General features: G+C 64.9%; 20 protein-coding genes. 15 read left to right on the top strand and 5 right to left on the bottom strand.

The window, feature by feature from the left end; genetic code table 11:
- The first annotated feature begins 78 nt into the window (after nt 1–78).
- The 3 genes from AC3G2C_RS04600 to AC3G2C_RS04610 all read left to right on the top strand — a co-directional run bounded on the left by AC3G2C_RS04600 (nt 79) and on the right by AC3G2C_RS04610 (nt 2,275).
- Entirely contained in the window at nt 79–969 is an 891-nt protein-coding gene (locus AC3G2C_RS04600; protein WP_488383443.1) for a LytTR family DNA-binding domain-containing protein, read from the top strand.
- Nucleotides 970–1,048: 79 nt separating this feature from the next.
- A complete protein-coding gene (locus AC3G2C_RS04605) occupies nt 1,049–1,774 on the top strand; it encodes a hypothetical protein (protein WP_488383444.1) in 726 nt (241 codons plus the stop codon).
- A 54-nt stretch (nt 1,775–1,828) separates the two neighbouring features.
- The gene (locus AC3G2C_RS04610) at nt 1,829–2,275 is read left to right on the top strand and encodes a DUF6491 family protein (protein ID WP_488383445.1); all 447 of its coding nucleotides are present in this window, start codon (nt 1,829–1,831) and stop codon (nt 2,273–2,275) included.
- Nucleotides 2,276–2,347: 72 nt separating this feature from the next.
- Here AC3G2C_RS04610 and AC3G2C_RS04615 read toward each other — a convergent pair whose 3' ends face one another.
- The 3 genes from AC3G2C_RS04615 to AC3G2C_RS04625 form a co-directional block, all read right to left on the bottom strand.
- Entirely contained in the window at nt 2,348–3,169 is an 822-nt protein-coding gene (locus AC3G2C_RS04615; protein ID WP_488383446.1) for a ferritin-like domain-containing protein, read from the bottom strand.
- A 126-nt stretch (nt 3,170–3,295) separates the two neighbouring features.
- A complete protein-coding gene (locus AC3G2C_RS04620; RefSeq protein ID WP_488383447.1) occupies nt 3,296–3,712 on the bottom strand; it encodes a universal stress protein in 417 nt (138 codons plus the stop codon).
- 30 nt (nt 3,713–3,742) lie between these two features.
- Complete coding sequence (locus AC3G2C_RS04625) at nt 3,743–4,087, bottom strand: glycine zipper 2TM domain-containing protein (RefSeq protein ID WP_488383448.1); 345 nt, start codon at nt 4,085–4,087, stop codon at nt 3,743–3,745.
- Between the two features lie 198 nt (nt 4,088–4,285).
- Between AC3G2C_RS04625 and AC3G2C_RS04630 the strand changes: the two genes are divergently transcribed.
- From AC3G2C_RS04630 to AC3G2C_RS04670, 9 genes are all read left to right on the top strand, one after another.
- Nucleotides 4,286–4,744, top strand: coding sequence for a hypothetical protein (locus tag AC3G2C_RS04630; RefSeq protein ID WP_488383449.1), 459 nt, complete (start codon nt 4,286–4,288; stop codon nt 4,742–4,744).
- A gap of 93 nt (nt 4,745–4,837) precedes the next feature.
- Nucleotides 4,838–5,380, top strand: coding sequence for a peroxiredoxin (locus tag AC3G2C_RS04635; RefSeq protein WP_488383450.1), 543 nt, complete (start codon nt 4,838–4,840; stop codon nt 5,378–5,380).
- Entirely contained in the window at nt 5,380–5,943 is a 564-nt protein-coding gene (locus AC3G2C_RS04640; RefSeq protein WP_488383451.1) for a hypothetical protein, read from the top strand. The genes AC3G2C_RS04635 and AC3G2C_RS04640 overlap by 1 nt, the downstream gene beginning before the upstream one ends.
- Before the next feature lie 62 nt (nt 5,944–6,005).
- On the top strand, nt 6,006–6,758 hold the full coding sequence (locus AC3G2C_RS04645; RefSeq protein ID WP_488383452.1) for a DUF2884 family protein: 753 nt from the start codon (nt 6,006–6,008) through the stop codon (nt 6,756–6,758).
- 109 nt (nt 6,759–6,867) lie between these two features.
- Entirely contained in the window at nt 6,868–7,308 is a 441-nt protein-coding gene (locus tag AC3G2C_RS04650) for a PA2169 family four-helix-bundle protein (RefSeq protein ID WP_488383453.1), read from the top strand.
- Nucleotides 7,309–7,333: 25 nt separating this feature from the next.
- On the top strand, nt 7,334–7,909 hold the full coding sequence (locus tag AC3G2C_RS04655; protein WP_488383454.1) for a DUF924 family protein: 576 nt from the start codon (nt 7,334–7,336) through the stop codon (nt 7,907–7,909).
- A gap of 28 nt (nt 7,910–7,937) precedes the next feature.
- Nucleotides 7,938–8,210 (top strand): DUF2845 domain-containing protein, encoded by a 273-nt coding sequence (locus AC3G2C_RS04660; RefSeq protein WP_488383455.1) that lies wholly within the window; start codon nt 7,938–7,940, stop codon nt 8,208–8,210.
- A gap of 113 nt (nt 8,211–8,323) precedes the next feature.
- On the top strand, nt 8,324–8,644 hold the full coding sequence (locus AC3G2C_RS04665; RefSeq protein ID WP_488383456.1) for a DUF2845 domain-containing protein: 321 nt from the start codon (nt 8,324–8,326) through the stop codon (nt 8,642–8,644).
- 165 nt (nt 8,645–8,809) lie between these two features.
- The gene (locus AC3G2C_RS04670; protein ID WP_488383457.1) at nt 8,810–10,030 is read left to right on the top strand and encodes a low temperature requirement protein A; all 1,221 of its coding nucleotides are present in this window, start codon (nt 8,810–8,812) and stop codon (nt 10,028–10,030) included.
- On the opposite strand, the gene AC3G2C_RS04675 is transcribed toward AC3G2C_RS04670, so the two are convergent.
- Both AC3G2C_RS04675 and AC3G2C_RS04680 read right to left on the bottom strand, forming a co-directional pair.
- The gene (locus AC3G2C_RS04675) at nt 10,024–11,043 is read right to left on the bottom strand and encodes a 2-dehydropantoate 2-reductase (RefSeq protein WP_488383458.1); all 1,020 of its coding nucleotides are present in this window, start codon (nt 11,041–11,043) and stop codon (nt 10,024–10,026) included. The genes AC3G2C_RS04670 and AC3G2C_RS04675 overlap by 7 nt on opposite strands.
- Complete coding sequence (locus AC3G2C_RS04680; protein WP_488383459.1) at nt 11,040–12,698, bottom strand: FAD-binding dehydrogenase; 1,659 nt, start codon at nt 12,696–12,698, stop codon at nt 11,040–11,042. Before AC3G2C_RS04680 ends, AC3G2C_RS04675 begins: the two co-directional genes overlap by 4 nt.
- A 204-nt stretch (nt 12,699–12,902) precedes the next feature.
- On the opposite strand from AC3G2C_RS04680, the gene AC3G2C_RS04685 reads away from it, so the two are divergent.
- The 3 genes from AC3G2C_RS04685 to aceF all read left to right on the top strand — a co-directional run bounded on the left by AC3G2C_RS04685 (nt 12,903) and on the right by aceF (nt 16,749).
- A complete protein-coding gene (locus tag AC3G2C_RS04685) occupies nt 12,903–13,727 on the top strand; it encodes a DUF2884 family protein (RefSeq protein ID WP_488383460.1) in 825 nt (274 codons plus the stop codon).
- Nucleotides 13,728–13,880: 153 nt separating this feature from the next.
- Entirely contained in the window at nt 13,881–14,717 is an 837-nt protein-coding gene (locus AC3G2C_RS04690; protein WP_488383461.1) for a mechanosensitive ion channel family protein, read from the top strand.
- A gap of 349 nt (nt 14,718–15,066) precedes the next feature.
- Entirely contained in the window at nt 15,067–16,749 is a 1,683-nt protein-coding gene (gene aceF / locus AC3G2C_RS04695; protein WP_488383462.1) for a dihydrolipoyllysine-residue acetyltransferase, read from the top strand.
- The last annotated feature ends 88 nt before the right edge of the window (nt 16,750–16,837 follow it).

The following is a 16,837-nucleotide window of genomic DNA, read 5'->3' on the forward strand; positions in this document are numbered from 1 at the left end:
TGATTGATCGACGTGCTCCCGGGACGAATAGTGGGTGGGTGGGGACGAGCGGGTACGGCTTGAACGTAGAATGGGCGAATGAGCGAACGGTCAGGATTCGATTACCGGGCATTTCAGCGCTGGAAGCGCCCCTTCGAGGTGGGCTTCTGGCTCCTGTTCATTCTGCCCAACACTGTGTTCAACGGCATGGTGGCCTGGTTCGACGATGTGTACCGCACGCCCCGGGCCAGCGACCTCGAACCCTGGGTGTGGGAGGTCACCAGCAGTCTGGCCGTTCTCGCCTTGATCTATCCGATCGTGTTGGCCACCCGGCGTTGGCCGATGCGTTTTGACACTTGGCGCCGCAACCTCAAAGTGCACCTGGCGCTGAGCGTGCCGTTCTGCTTGGCCCACGTGGGCCTGATGGTGCTGCTGCGTAAGCTGGCCTATGGCCTGCGGGGCTACCACTACAACTTCGGCGACGATTGGCCCCTGCAGCTGGGCTACGAGTACCTGAAGGACATTCGCACCTATTTCCTTTTTGTCGGCATCATCGCCTTCTACGGCTTCGTGCTGCGCCGCCTGCAAGGCGAAGCCTCGCTGCTGGCCGAGCCTGACGAGGGGCCGCCGGTGGAGCCGGTCGATCGCCCCGAGCGCTTTCTGGTGCGCAAGCTGGGCAAGGAGTTCTTGATCGCCGCGCGCGAGATCGAGTGGCTGCAAGCGTCGGGCAACTACGTGAACCTGCATGTGCGCGGGCGCGACTACCCGCTGCGCGCCACCATGGCCGGCATTGAAGAGCGGCTCGATCCGCAGCGCTTTGTGCGCGTGCACCGCAGCTATCTGGTGAACCTGGATTACCTGCAGGAGATCGAGCCGCTGGACACCGGCGATGCGCGCCTTACTCTGCGCGACGGCTCCAGCGTGCCTTGCAGCCGGCGCTATCGTGCGCAACTGCGCGAGCGCTTCGGCGAGGTGCCGGTGAGTGCCTGAATCGTGCCGTCAGGCAACGGTTGCGTCACGGTGTCCGCTCGTCCCAATCTAGAACATTCCCGACATAGGACCTGTTGCCATGAACCCGCGCCTCTGCCTCGCCGCTTTCGGTACGTTGTTTGCCCTTGCCGGCTGCTCGCAGTCGGGCGACTCCTCCGCGCCGGCGGGTCAGGCCGCCCAAGCCCCAGCGGACGATTCGGCGCAGAAGCTCGACACCTATCGCCAGCTCCTGCGCATTGGCAATGACCAGATGGCGGTAACCATGGGCAAGGAGATTGTCAGCCGCTATCCCAACAGCGCCGCCGCGCAGGAAGTGCAGCAAAGCCTGCCGGCCATCGAAAAGCGCTACCAGGAAACCAGCGAAAAGAATCGCCTGGAAGGCCTGTGGCAGTACCAGGTATCGCCGATGGCGGGCGGCACCCAGTCCACCGCCACCATCTACAACAGTGAGCCGGCCAGCGGCGACCGCGTGCGCCTGGTACTGCGGCGCCACACCGAGTGGGGCCAGAATGCTTTCCTGTTTAACGGCGGCCCGCACGGTTTTGTGTGCAAGGGCAATTGCACGCTCAAGGCGACCTTCGACGGCAAGCCCGGCAGCATCAAGGCGTTCGCACCGAGTACCGGCGAACCCGCACTGTTGTTCAGTGACGACAAAGCCTTCATTGCCCAGTTGCAGAAGGCCAAGAAGATCACCATGGATGTGACCCTGCAGGACGGCGAAAAGAAGGTCACCCTCGTCTACGAGGTGGGCGGCTTCGACCCGGCCAAGTGGCAGCCGCTGCCCAAGCAGGCCAAGAAAAAGTAAGCGCATGCGCGTGTCGTGCGTTCTAGGGAAATGCAACAACGGAGGTCATGAGTCATGACACTGAGAACCATCCTTGCCACGTTGGTCGCCGGCGTATTGCTGGCGGGCTGTGCCCGCGTGGGCAAGGACTACACCGCTCGCATCGAGGCCCGTCAGCAAGCCTATGCCGCCGCCGCCGGCGAGCCGACCAAGAGTTTTCGCTACTTCACGCTGTGGTCGTGGGAGCCATTGAGCGATAGCCAGTTGGCGATCTACACCCGGCCGAACGAAGCATGGCTACTGGACCTGGACGGCCGCTGTCCCAACTTGCAATTCACCAACCATATCGGCCTTACTTCCAGCGTCAATGAAGTATCGGCGCGGTTTGACCGCGTGCTCACGGGGTCGCGGGATGCGCCGTGTTTCATCAAGCAGATTCGCCCGGTGGACATTGCCAAGCTCAAGGAGCCGCAGCAGGGCAAGCCGCGTGAGGTCGAGGATCAGCCACGCCCGGCCAAATAAGCCGTTGCCATGGCCATCAAACAACGCGCCCCGGTCTTGGCCGGGGCGTTTTGTTTGCGTGGTGCGCGGGAATCAGTGGAGAAACAGCTTCTCGGCGATGCGTGCCAGCGGCTTCTCCACGGCGTTCTGCACGCGCGGCGGCAAGTCCAACGGTTTGAGCAGCATCTTCACTGTCATCTCGGCGGGAATGTTCCGGCGCAACAGGTTTTGCGCGCGACCGGCGATGCGGCGGAATTCCGCTTCGTTGCCCTGGTGCTGCGGATAGCACTGGTTGAACACGTGGCGCAGGGCGACGTCGCTGTCTTCACTCTTGATTTCGTTGACGCGACGCAGGATGGCGCGGAACACCTTGTAACGGCCAAAGCCTTCGCGCTCGCGGTACAGCCGGAAATGCTGATAGAAGTGTTTGTAGTGCCGCACCTCGTCACTCTTGATGTGGCCGGTGAGCTGCTTGAGCACGGGCTCGTCGGTGATGTCGTTGAGCGCGCGGTACAGGCTCGCCGTGCCCGTTTCCACCACGCAACGTGCCGCCAGCTCGAGGCCGCGGCTCTTCTCCAGTTGCTCATTGGTGCACATGGCGCCGTACTCAGCCCAGAACGCGGCAAAGCCGCGATCCCAGTCGAACTCGGGCCATACGGCCTTCACGTAGGCGGCCAGGGCGCGGCCATGCTGCAGCTCCTCGTGCTCCCAGTGCTGGCTGAGCCAGGTTTGCAGCTCTTCATCGCCGGCAAAGTGATCGACCAGGTTATGGGTGTAGAGATCCGAGCCGCTCTCCACGAACGAGGCACTGCAGAGCAGGAAGAACAAATCTTCGTTCTGGCGCACACGTGCGATGTCGATACGGCTGAAGTCCAGGCTTTCCAAAGTCCAGGGCAACGGTTGGGCGTAGCTCACGGGGCATTCCTGTGCGGGTCGGCGGCGCGAGAGGGTACGCGCCGGCCGGGCATGACGAAAGTGTGACAAAGCATACGACGGGACGGCGCCCGGGGATTAACCGGGGCCGACCCCGTGAAATGCGCGTCAACGCACCACGGTCACCGGCACATGGGCGCGCTCGAGCACATCGCTGGATACCGAGCCCAGCAACCAGCGCGCGAGGGCCCCGCGTTCGGTATGGCCAATGACGATATGGTCAATGTCGTGTCGACGAACCTGCTCCAGCAGCACATCGCCTGGGCTGCCGCGCACGACCTCGGCATCGATCACGGCCTCGCCGCCAGGCACCAGGCGGCGAACTTCGTCCAGCAGCTGGGTGCACCGCTTGGCACCGGAGTCCGTGATCATCAGCGCGCAGGTGTCCGCGCTACCCTCGGTTACCTGCAACACCGACACGACGCGCACGCGCCCGCCGCAAGCCTGGGCCAAATCCACGGCAAAGCGCACCGCCCGCTGGGAGGTAGCGGAACCGTCGTAGCCGACCAGCGAATACTTGAGCATGCATTCCCCCTCGTGGTGCTCGGCCTGTCTTCAGCCGCTTACCTGGTGACAGCGCCGTTCCACGTGTGTGTTCTTGGTTTGCTGATTTTCCTGCACCTTCTTGCCAGCGTACGCGCCGCCAGCGGCGCCCGCCACGGTGGCTAGCGTTCGCCCCTTGCCGCTGCCCACCTGGTTGCCGAGCAGGCCGCCGGCCACGCCGCCAATGGCCATGCCGGCGATCTGGTGCGAGTCCTTGGGTTGATCCTGCACGGTGACGTTCTCGCACACTGTCCGGGTTTTCGTGGGTGCTGCCGCACCGGAAGATTGGGCCAGTAGGGTGGGGCTGAGTAGCGCGCAGAGTAGGGTGCTGGCAGTCAGGAAAGGGGCGGCTTTCATTGGGCAATCCTCGTGTTGCAGGTGCCGAATGAGTCTGCTCGGGCCCTTGTTAGCGGAGCATCAAGCCACGTGTGCACGCGACGTTCACGATGCTTGCTGAGGATGAACGGAAGGACTCAGCCCTTGGCGGTTGTTCAGGAAGGTTGGTGACAATCGTCGTTGCCGTCTGAAGTCCTCACTCAACGTAAGGAGACTACGATGATCAAGCGTTCCTTTGGCATGGCTGCTCTGGTGTTGGCTTGCGCGGGCGCCATGACCGCACTGCCGGTGTCCCAGGCGCGAGCCGCTGAGGCCGACGTCAAGTGCGATCTGAGTTTCAGCCTGTCGGGCTGGTCGGCGATCTACAAGCATGCGTCCGGCACCGGCACGGTGGTGTGCAGCAACGGGCAGCGCGCTAACGTAAAGATCACCATAAACGGCGGTGGCCTTACGGCCGGTAAGTACCGCATCGATAACGGCAAGGGTGACATCACCCACGTGCGCAGCATCGACGATGTATTCGGCGATTACGCGCAGGCCAGCGCCGAGGCGGGTGTGGGCAAGAGTGGCGAAGCCCAGGTGCTCACCAAGGGCACCACGTCGCTGGCCCTGCATGGCAGTGGCCAGGGCATCAACCTTGGCGTGTCGGTGGGTGCGTTCTCCATCACCCGTCGTTGATCCAGGCTTTGCCTGAGCAAAGGGCGCCCCATGGCGCCCTTTGTTTTTGGAACGCGTACACTTGGCCGGTTTCCACGTACCCGGAGTGCCACCATGCGCCGCCTTTCGCTGTTGTTGATGCTCACCCTGTTGCTTGGCCTCATCGTGCCGGCTTATGCCGATGAACCCGCGGCGCTGCCGCAGGTAGGTCAGGTCGCTCCGGAATTCCGCCTGCAGGATCAGAACGGCAAGTGGCACACGCCCGCCGACCACCGTGGTCACTGGGTGGTGCTGTATTTCTATCCGAAGGATTTCACCCCGGGCTGCACCACGGAGGTCTGCACCTTCCGTGACGATATCGCCAAGCTGCGCCAGGCCGGCGCCGACGTGCTGGGCGTGAGCCTGGATAACGTAAAGTCCCACGCGGAGTTCGCTGAGAAATACCACGTGCCGTTCCCCTTGCTGTCGGACGCGGACAGCCATACCGCGCAGGCCTATGGCGTGCTCGCCTCCAAGGTCGGTTTCAAGTACGCACGCCGTACCACCTTCCTGATCGATCCGCAGGGCAAGATCGCCAAGGTCTACCAGGATGTGGACCCCGAGAAGAACTCCGCCCAGGTGCTGGCCGACCTCAAGACCCTCAAGGCTTCGGGCTGATGCCGTTGCGGGTTCAACGCGAAGGCGAGCGCGCTCAAGGCTTTGCGTTCTGGCGCATCCTGGTGTGGTTGATCCTGTTGCTGGCGGCCTTTGGCTGCTTACAGAACGCAGTGCATGCCCAGCACTTGTGGGACGCGCTGCAAGGAGGCGCCACCCTGGATGCCGAGGCGACCGCGCAGCTGCATCGCATGCTGGCGTGGGATGTGGGCTATTTCAGCGCCGCCTTCGCCGTGGTGGTGATCTGCGCCGGTGTGATTCTCCGTCAAGGCTGGGCACGACCGGCCATGCAGGTGGCCGCCATCGTGCTGGCGGTGGCCTGGGGGCTGCTGGGCGGATGCTACGCACTGGCCCAGTGGCGCGAGTTCAGCCATGCCTTCACCCTGACCAACGCACAGACGCCGCTGGATGCCGCTTCCCAAGCGGCCTTCGATCACGTGCATCGTACGGTCATGGTGTCGTTGGCCTTGCGTGCGCTGGCGGTGCCGGTATTGGTGGGCTTGGCGTGGTGGCTGGGCCGGCCGGCGGCGCGTGCGCAGTTCCGTACAAGGCCAGTACGACGCTGAATTCAGCGTCGGTTGCGGCAGCGCCGGTTATCGCATGCGGTATGCCCGTCACCGGATTGCCCATGCGTACCCGCCGCTTCTCCCTATGGCTTGGCCTTTGCCTGTTCCCGTTGACAGGGGCAGCACAAGACCTGTCCACCACCTGCCATGCCACCAGCAGCTACGACCTCACCGTGGCGCCGGCTCAGCTCGTGTTTGACCGGCCGCAACTGGCGCCCCGCCAAGTTGTTCTGCATGACGGCGCCTTGCGTGCCGACGGCGCCACGGTGCCGCTACGCGCCGAGGACCAGGATCGCCTGGCCCTGTTCGAGCGTGAGCTACGGGCGCTGGTGCCGCGGGTGAAGGCCGTGGCGTCGCAAGGGGTGGATCAGTTGGCGGCCGCGATGCACGACGAGGGGGCTCGCCTGTCCTTGGCGCCTGATACCCGTGCTGAGCTGGATCATCGCATCGCCAGCCGGGCCGCCGAACTCAAGCAGCGCATCGCCAATACCAACAGCACCCGCGACTGGCAGGGCAACCTGGCCGATGAGTACGCCAATCAGTTGGCGGCCGACCTGATGCCGCTGCTGGCGAACGATCTTGGTCAGCAGGCGTTGCAGGCGGCCATGAGCGGCGATCTCCAGGCCGCGGCCAATCTGCGCGACACCGCGGCCGACCTTTCCACCCAGCTGCGCCCTCGCCTGGAGCAGCGCCTGGCGGGACTGGCGCCGCAGGTGCAGGCGCTCTGCCCGTCCATCCAGCGGCTGGCTGATCTACAGCAGGGCATTCGTGGGCCGAACGGTCAGCCGCTCGACCTGCTGGACGTGGGACAGTGAAATGCCGGCTGAGCGCAAAGGCATTCCTCGCGTCAGGTTAACCTTCCGCTAAGTGGCAAAGGGCGAGGATGGTGCCGCAGTCCCCCACCCGCAGGCAGGAGGCGACCTCGTGTCGCACGTTCGAGTACCGCGCTACAACGCCCTGATCAGGCGAGGCATCGATGATCGCGACCTGTACCGCCGCGCGCTCCGTCAGGTGCGCGAGCCTGGCCTGCAGGCGTTGCTGCAGGAAAATCTGCATACGCTCGACGCCTTGATCGGCGACCTGCAAGGCCAGGTACGCGCAGGCGGTCACACGCCGGCCCGCCACGGCACCCTGGCCGGTTCCGTGCGCAGTGCCCTGGCCGAGCTTTCAGTGGGTATGTCGCATGACCGTGACGTAGCGTGGATCCATCGCCTGGCCCGCAACGAATGCATCTTGCTGCATTGCTTCGAGGAGCAGATAGCGCACGCCAGCGCGGAATCTGCCCGGGTACTTGGCGCGCAGCTCGCGCGCTTGCACGGTATCCACAACGACATGCATTGCCTCGCCGGCACCACCCACGGCTGACCCTTTTCGCGGCCCAGGAGCGGGCATGACGATCACCCCCAAGGATGTCCTGGATTTCTGTTTCTCGGCGGAAGCCCAACCCCGCTGGTTTGTGCGCGATCTGGCGTTTGATGCCCGTATCCGGGCGCTTTTTTCTCCCGCGCTGGAGGCCGCTTCGCTCGGCGCGCTGGATCACTGGGCGGATACGCCCGAGGGCTGGTTGGCGCTACTGATCGTGCTCGATCAGTTCAGTCGTAATATCCATCGCGACGACGCGCGCGCCTGGTCGGCCGACGCCAAGGCGCAAGCCTTGGCGCTTGCCGGCATAGCGCGAGGCGACGACCGGCGTCTACCGCCATCGCAACGATTGTTTGCCTACCTGCCGCTGGAGCATGCCGAGGACTTGGGCATGCAACGGCACTGCGTGCACCTGTTTGAACAACTCGTGGCAGGTTTGCCGCCCGAGCAGCGCGAGCCGTTCGAAAACTATCTCGATTACGCCCGGCGTCATCACGCAGTGATCGAGCAATTTGGTCGCTTTCCGCACCGCAACCCGGTGCTGGGTCGCACCAGCACGCCGGACGAGCAGATTTACCTCGCTCGTCCGGGCGCGGGCTTTTGACCATTCCCCTCAAGACAAGGAGTTCCCCATGCGTCGCTATCTCGCGGTTCTGTTGTTGTCGTTGAGCCTGGCTGCGCATGCCAGCAGCACCTATCGCGTGGGCAGCGAAGTGCTGACCGTGGGCGACAGCGCAGTGCGGGCCATGCAGTTGCTGGGATCGCCCGCCGTGAAAGAGCCAATCGAAAGCGACCTGGGTGGCTACCAGGGTGAGCGCTGGCAGTACTTGCGAGACAACGGGCGCATCGTCATCGTCACCATCCTCAACGGCAAGGTAGCCGACATCGAGGATCGCACCCGCTGAGGTCGGCACCGGGCCGGCGGCCTACGAGCTGCCGGGCCGGGGTCGCAAGCACCCGGCGCGCGACCACGCTAGCGTGGGTAGCCGCATCGATGCGGCAGGTCCACGGAGGCGGAATGCGCTGGATTCTGGGTTGGATCATCGCGAGCGCGGCGCTGGCGGCGCATGCAGATACCGCCACTCTGCGTGTGGGTAGCCAGGTGCTGGTGGCTGGGGACAGCGCCGCGCGTGTGGTGGAAGTGCTCGGCAAACCCTTGCACAAGGCACGCGGCAAAGCGACGGCGCGACCGTCGAAATCCTCGGGCGGCAAAGGGCGCAAACTGGCCCCAAAGCAGGAAGCCACCGGAGAGCATTGGCAATACCGCGTGGAAGGCCGGTTGATCACCATCGTGGTGGCAGAAGGTCGTGTGGCTGGGTTTCGCGACGCGGGGCGCTGATCCGCGCCCCCAGCGAAATGACGCTTGATGGGTCATTGGCACGTGAGCCTCTTGCGTGTTTGCGGCAGCCATCCGCGATCGGGCATCTGCTGACGTGCCCCCGGCGGAGATGGCACGCGCGCGCCCGACCATGCGATAACAGGTGCGACAGAGGGAGGTCGCACCATGTCCGAAACGATCCAGATGGCCGAAGCCGGCCGGCGCAGTCTGCTGCGCCCCCGCGGCACCGGCATGCACAGCAAGGTCACCAACGTCGAGTTGTTCTTCGACTTGGTGTTTGTCTACGCGGTAACCCAGCTGTCGCACACCTTGCAGCAAGACATGAGCCTGATGGGGGCGCTGCATGTGTTGCTGCTGTTCCTTGCGGTGTGGTGGGTCTGGATCTTCACTGGCTGGATCACCAATTGGCTGGACCCCGAACGTCTGGCCGTTCGCTTGTTGCTGTTGGTGTTGATGTTCGCTGGATTGCTGTTGTCCACCGCGTTGCCGGAAGCATTCGACGGGCGCGCCTACGTGTTCGCTGGCGCGTACGTGTTCATGCAGGTGGGGCGCTCGCTGTTCATGGTTTGGGCCTTGCGCGACGCGCCACAAAGCGCGCGCTACAACTTTCATCGCATCACGATCTGGCTGGTGGGCTCGGGCTTGCTATGGATCGCCGGCGCCTTGCTGGGTGGGGAGCAGCGACTGGCGTGCTGGGCCGTGGCGCTGGGTATCGAATACCTGGGCCCGGCCGCATTCTTTTATGTGCCGGGGCTGGGCCGTTCGAACACGCGCGAGTGGGACGTGGAGGGCGGCCACATGGCCGAGCGTTGCAGCCTGTTTGTGATCATCGCGCTGGGCGAGTCGGTGGTGGTCACCGGCAGCAGCTTCGCCGAAGGCGCGCGCACGCTGGAGGATTGGGCAGTCTTCAGCATTGCCTTTCTCGGTTGCGTGGCGATGTGGTGGATCTATTTCGACATTGCCGCCGAGCGCGGTAGCCGTTCGATCAGCGAGTCGGCCGACCCGGGGCGTGTGGCACGGTTGGGCTACACCTATCTGCACCTGTTGATCGTGGCGGGCATCGTGGTGTGCGCGGTGGGCGACGAGCTCAGCCTCACCCATCCCCATGCCATGGGTGAGGTCGGCCAGGTGGCGGTGTTACTCGGTGGCCCGGCGCTGTACTTGCTTGGCAATGCGTTGTTCAAGCAGACGGTGAACGGCACCAACTTTCCGTTCTCTCATCGGGTGGGCCTGATCGTATTGGCCCTGCTGGCCTGGCCGGCAATGAAGTTGACGGTATTGACGCTGGCCGGATTGACGACCTTGCTGCTAGTGGTGGTAGCCGGTTGGGAAACCGTCTCACTGCGTCACACACGCAAGCATCTCTACCAGGCGCCTCATCACTGAGCTGCGTTCAACTCGTCTAGTAACTGCGTGGCGCGCCAGGCACGACGGGCGCGCTCCGCCTCGTGCAGCAGCGATACCAGGCGCTCGTTGATCGGCGCACGGATGCCATAGCTTTGCGCCAGTCGCACGATCTCGCCGTTGATGGCATCGACCTCGGTGGGGCGGCCGGTGTCCAGGTCCTCCCACATGGACGAGCGTGCAAGCGGATCGATGGAAAGCAGGCGCGAAGCGAGCCGGCGGAACACCGCATCGGGCAGCTCCAGCACGCGTGGCAACCAATTGGGTGGCAACGGGGTGAGCTTGGCCGGGCGAATGCCCGCCGCGGCAAACACCGCCAGCGCTTCGCGTTGCGCCATAGCCAGACAGCGCCGCCACAGGCGCTGCGAGAGTTCCTCGCGCAGCGGCAGATTGGAAAGCGCGTTCACTGCGTTGTTGAGATTGAGCAGCAGTTTTCCCACCTGCACGGCGAGCATGTCCTTGCGCTGGATCAGTGGCAGGCCGGCGTTCTCGAAGATCGGCAGAAAGGGCGCGAGCGAGGCGTGCGGCTCCACCATCAGCGAGCCACTGGAGCCTTGGTGAAAATGCCCGCGCTGATGCTGCACCACGTTGAAGGGCACCATGCCGGCCAATACGGGATGCGTGGGCAAGGCCGCACGCAGCAGCTCGGTGTTATGCAGGCCGTTCTGGAAACTGATGATGGGCACGCCCGGTGCGGCAACCTGCGCCAGTTCGCGAGCGACCTCTTCCGTGGATGAGGACTTCACCGTGACCAACACCAGATGCGCCTTGGCGGCGGCGAACGGGTTCAGTTGCAGGTCCAGCGACTTGGCGGGAATGTGCTGGCGATGGCCTTCCAGGTCGCTCCAGGTCAAGCCAGATAGACGCAGCGTATCGATCACGCGATGGCGCCCAATCAGCGTGACGCGCGCGTGTTCGTGCAGGCGTCCACCCAGGTAGCCGCCAACGCTGCCGGCGCCATAAATGGCGATGCGGGGCAGGGCATGCACACTCATGCGAGCGCTGCCGCCGCTGATCGACCCGCTGCGCGGCCGGAGAACAGGCAGCCACCGAGGAAGCTCCCCTCCAGGGCGCGATAGCCATGCAGCCCGCCGCCCCCAAAGCCCGCGGCTTCGCCGGCCGCGTAGAGTCCGGGCAAGGGCTGGCCCTGGTGATCGAGCACGCGCGCTTGCAGATCCGTTTCCAACCCACCTAGCGTTTTGCGCGTGAGAATGTTCAGGCGCACCGCAATCAACGGCCCGTTGGCGGGGTCGAGCAGACGATGCGGTTTGGCCACGCGCACCAGTTTGTCGCCGCGATAGCGCCGCGCGTTGTGGATGGCCATGACCTGGCCGTCCTTGGTAAACGGTTGGTCAAATTGCAGGTCGCGTGCTTCCACCTCGCGGCGAATCTGCGCGATATCCAGCAGGCGATTGCCGGCCAGCGCATTCATGCCCTCCACCAGCTCCTCCAGCGTGTTGCGCACGATGAAGTCGCGACCGTGTTGCTTGAATGCTTCCACCGGCGCAGGGGCGCCTTTGCCCACGGCCCGCTTGGCGACCTGTCGCCAGCTTTTGCCGGTGAGGTCCGGGTTTTGTTCCGAACCGGAGAGCGCGAACTCGCGCCGGATGATCTGCTGATCGAGTACGAACCAGCTGTAGTCGTGCCCGGTGCGCCGCAGGTGTTCCAGCGTGCCCAGTGTGTCGAAACCGGGCCAGAACGGACCCGGCAAGCGCTTGCCGGTGGCGTCGAACCACAGTGAGGAGGGGCCCGGAAGAATGCGGATAGCATGCATTGGCCAGATCGGGTTCCAGTTCTCGATGCCCTCCACGTAGTGCCACATGCGGTCGCGGTTGATCAGCCGCGCGCCTGCCGCCTCGCTGATGCCCAGCATGCGTCCATCCACGTGCGCAGGTACGCCGCACAGCATGCGCGCGGGCGGCTTGCCCAACCGTTCGGGCCAGTTCTTGCGCACCAGTTCGTGGTTGCCGCCGATGCCGCCCGAGGCCACGATCACCGCCTGCGCCCGCTGCGCGAACGCGCCGGTAACCTCGCGCGAACTGGGCTTACCGCGATCCACTGCATCGTCCGCCAACACGCTGCCGCTTACCCCTACCACCGCACCGTGTTCGACCAGCAGGCTGTCCACCCGGTGGCGAAAGCCAAACTGCAACCGGCCCTTGGCCTGAGCCGCGCGCGCGCGCCGCACGAAAGGTTCGATCACGCCTGGGCCGGTGCCCCAGGTCACGTGAAAACGCGGCACGGAATTACCGTGGCCGACAGCACCATGACCGCCACGTTCGGCCCACCCCACCACGGGAAACCAGCGCATCCCCATGCGGTGCAGCCACGCGCGCTTTTCGCCGGCGGCGAAATCGATATACGCCTCGGCCCAGCGCCGCGGCCAAAGATCTTCCGGGCGATCGAACGCAGCCGTGCCCATCCAATCGGACAGGGCGAGCGCGTGCGAGTCGCGCACCCCCATGCGACGCTGCTCAGGCGAATTGACGAAAAACAGCCCGCCGAACGACCAGAACGCTTGCCCCCCCAGGCTTTGTTCCGGCTCCTGATCCAGCACCAGCACGCGCTTTCCGGCGTCGGCCAGTTCGGTGGCGGCGACCAGGCCAGCCAGGCCGGCGCCCACCACAATCACATCCCACCCCTCCCGCATTCCACGACTCCCCTCATGGCAATCCGTGCCCGGAACTTAACCCGAGGGGCCGCGCAAGCCTATGTGCGCTGCGGCAATTTTGGGTTGTCAGGCATGACCGATGGCAGGGCATGACGCCTGGCCCATGTTCGGGTCGGGCGCGGGCGGCATCGTGGCGTGGACGTCGGGCAAGGGTTGCCCGACCTATGGCATGGGGTATTCGACATGCGCAGGACGATCATGTTGTTGGCGCTGGCGATGGGCACCGCCTTGAGTGGCGCGGCGCAGGCCCGCCACATCGACATCCAAAACGGCAACTGTGGTTACTCCACCAACTACGACGTGCGGGTAAGCGGCAGCGGCATCGACTTTTGGCGCGATGCCGGCAAGCCGACCCAGGTAACCATGCACGACGGGCAGTTGCGCATCGATGGCCGCGATATCGCCGTGTCGGCCGCAGATGCCGAGCGTCTGCGCTATTACGAGACCCAGGTGCGCGCGCTGTTGCCCGAGGTGGCGAGTGTGGCGCGCGAAGGCGTAAACATCGGCTACGCGGCCATGCGCACGGTGATGGCGACGTTCGCCGAAAACGAATCCGATCGCAAACGCATGATCGATCGCCTGGATGAAAACCGCCGCAAGACACTCGCACAGATCGACGACAGCCTAGGCAAGGGCGTATGGCAACGCCATGGCCTGGACGACACCATCGGTGAAGGCATCGGCGAGTCCGTGTCGGACCTGGTCGGCAAGATCACCGGCGAGGCCGTCACTGCCGCGCTCAGCGGCGACCAGAGCAAAGTCGCCGCGTTGCAGGCGCGCGCCGATTCGCTGGACAAGAGCATCGACCGTGAAATGAATTCACGCGCCGATGCCCTCAGTCGCCGCGCCGAAGCGCTGTGCCCGCGTCTGACCCAACTCGATCAGTTGCAACAGCAGTTCCAGTTCCGCCTGCAGGATGGCTCACGCCTGCAGTTGCTTTCCCGCGACCCGAATGCACAGGACAACAAGAAGCTGGTAACAGCCACGGAGCATGCGCGCGCCGATTGAGGCGACCCCGCGTATGCATCCCTCGGTCGCCGCTCCCCAGCACGGCCTTGAGCCGCGCCCCCACTCCCGGCGCGGCCCTTTTTGCGCGCCAACGCGGAGTTAACTCGGCTATCCCTACGCTCTTGCGCTTTGTTCCGCACGAGTGACCGGTCCATGCACGATCTTCTGGCGCGCCTGCATTTCTCCGAAAGCAGCATCTCTCTCATCATCAATCTCGGGCTGGCCCTGCTGACCCTGCTGGTCGGCCTGTGGCTGGCCGCGCGTGTGGCGAATTTCGCGCGCCGCGCCATGCGTCGTGCCAACGTGGACGAAACCCTCAGTGGCTTCTTGCGTAACCTCATCAACGGCGTGTTGATCGCGCTGATCGTGGTGATGGCCTTGCAGCAGGCCGGCGTGCCTTCCGCACCCTTGCTGGCCGCGCTGGGCGCGGGCGGCCTGGCGATTGGCCTGGCGCTGCAAGGGTCGCTCAGCAACCTTGCCTGGGGTGTGTTGCTGATCGTGTTCCGTCCGTTTCGCATCGGCGATTTCATCAAGGCCGGTGGCGTGGATGGCACGGTGGAAAGCGTCAACCTGATGCACACACTGTTGGTGCTGCCGGACAACCGCGAAGCCGTGGTGCCCAACGCCAAGATCGGCTCGGATGCCATCATCAACTTCAACCGCCGCGGTACCCGTCGCCTGGAGTTGAAGGTGGGCATTGGCTATCGCGACGACATCGGCAAGGCCATGGACATCATCCGCCAGCTCTACGCCGCCGACGCGCGCATCCTCAAAGACCCCGAGCCGGGCGTATGGACCGACAGCTTGGGCGAAAGCGCCGTGCTACTCGTGCTGCGCGCCTACGTTCGCAGTAGTGATGTGTGGGCCACCCAGGCCGACCTGCTGCGCGCAGTGAAGGAGCATTTCGACGCCGCCGGCATCAGCATTCCCTATCCGCAGCGCGAGCTGACCGTGGTGCAGGGGCGCCTGCCGAGCCAGCCGGAGGGTTGAGCACCGGTTGACGATCTTCGCGCGGCTCGTGCTGGAAGCGGGTTGCGCGCCGATGCAACGAAGAGGGCGGGGCGCAGGCCGCCACACCCTTGTGCGATGACGCCGAGCTGGGGCAAACCGCCCCGGCTCGAAAGGGTATGCCGACGCAACGCGGGCGACGCCAAGATCGTCAACGGGCGCCGGGTACCCGCGCGGGGCCACGAAACGTCGGGAAACGCACTGCATACGTATGCGAATGGTGGATTAAAACGATCCAAAAGCGTCCGGAATCGGGTCTCGTTCGCTATGATTAAAGCCTTACGCGACCGTCATCCCCGCCGGCTCGCCATCGCCATCCGTAGGAGAAACCATGGCCGACCTCAAAGAAGCACGCGTTCCCGATATCGGCAGCGAGAACGTGCCGGTGATCGAAGTGCTGGTGAAACCCGGCGACAAGGTGGCCAAGGAGCAAGGCCTGGTTACGCTGGAGTCGGACAAGGCGACCATGGAAGTGCCGGCCCCGTTCGCGGGTACGGTAAAGGAAGTGAAGCTGAAGGTGGGTGACGAGGTGTCCGAGGGCGCCCTCATCGCCATCATCGAAGCCGAGGGCGAGGCTGCCGCTGCGGCGCCGGCCCCGGCCGCCGCGCCTGCCAAGGCCGAGGCTCCGGCCAAGTCGGCTCCCGCCGCCGCCTCGGCGCCCGCGCCGGCTGCTGCCAGCGGCGGTGGCGTGCAGGAAGTGAAGGTGCCCGACATCGGCAGCACCGACGTGCCGGTCATCGAGATTCTGGTGAAGGTGGGCGACACCGTCGCCAAGGACCAGGGCCTGATCACGCTGGAATCGGACAAGGCCACCATGGAAGTGCCGGCCCCGTTCGCCGGCGTGGTCAAGGAAATCAAGGTCAAGCTGGGTGACGAGCTGTCCGAAGGCAGCGTCATCGCCCTGGTCGAGGCCGCCGGTGGCGCCGCTCCGGCAGCCGCGCCCGCCCCGCAGGCCGCGCCGGCCAAGGTCGAGGCGCCCGCGGTGCAGGAGAAGCCCGAGCCGGTCGGTGGCCGCAGCGTGCTGCCGGGCAACGCGCCCGAAGGCGATGTGGCACCCACCGCGCGCCCGCCGTTCGACTCCAAGATCGTCATGCCGGGCGATGCCCCGTACGCCAGCCCGGCCATCCGCGCCTTTGCGCGCGAGCTGGGCGTGGATATTCGCCAGGTGAAGGGTAGCGGCCGCAGCGGCCGTATCCAGCGTGAGGACGTGACCGGCTACGTGAAGCACGCGCTGGCCTCCGGCGCGCGCCCCAGCGGCGCCCCCGTGGCAACCGGCGGCGGCCTCAACCTGCTGCCGTGGCCCAAGGTGGATTTCAGCAAGTTCGGCCCCGTCGAGGAAAAGCCGCTCTCGCGCATCCAGAAGATCTCTGGCGCCAACCTGGCGCGCAACTGGGCGATGATCCCGCACGTCACCCAGCACGAAGACGCCGACATCACCGAGCTGGAAGCCTTCCGCAAGAAGCTCGGCGAAGAGAACAAGGACCTCAAGGTCACCCCGCTGGTGTTCCAGATCAAGGCGGTGGTCGCGGCGCTCAAGAAGTTCCCGCAGTTCAACGCCTCGCTGGATGAAACCGGCGAAAAGCTGATCCTCAAGAAGTACTTCCACATCGGCATCGCGGTGGATACGCCCGATGGCCTGGTGGTGCCGGTGATCCGCGACTGCGACAAGAAGGGCCTGCTGGACCTCGCCATCGAACTGGGCGAAATCTCCAAGAAGGCGCGCGACAAGAAGCTCGGCCCCAACGAAATGTCCGGCGGCTGCTTCTCCATCTCTTCGCTGGGCGGCATCGGTGGCACCGCGTTCACGCCGATCGTCAACGCGCCGGAAGTGGCCATCCTTGGCGTGTCCAAGGCCGCCATGAAGCCCGTGTGGAACGGCAAGGAATTCGCGCCGCGCCTGATCCTGCCGCTGTCGCTCTCCTACGATCACCGCGTGATCGACGGTGCGCTGGCCGCCCGTTTCGCTTCGTTCCTCGCGCAGCAGTTGGGCGACATCCGCCGCCTGCTGCTCTGACGCCTCGCCAACGATGCCCTCTCCCTGGCGGGGAGAGGGTTAGGTCGAGGGGCCACTCGTGCGCCGCCCTCACTGCGTAGCGAAAAGA

It is taken from the genome of Frateuria sp. sgz306004 (genome assembly GCF_057750885.1).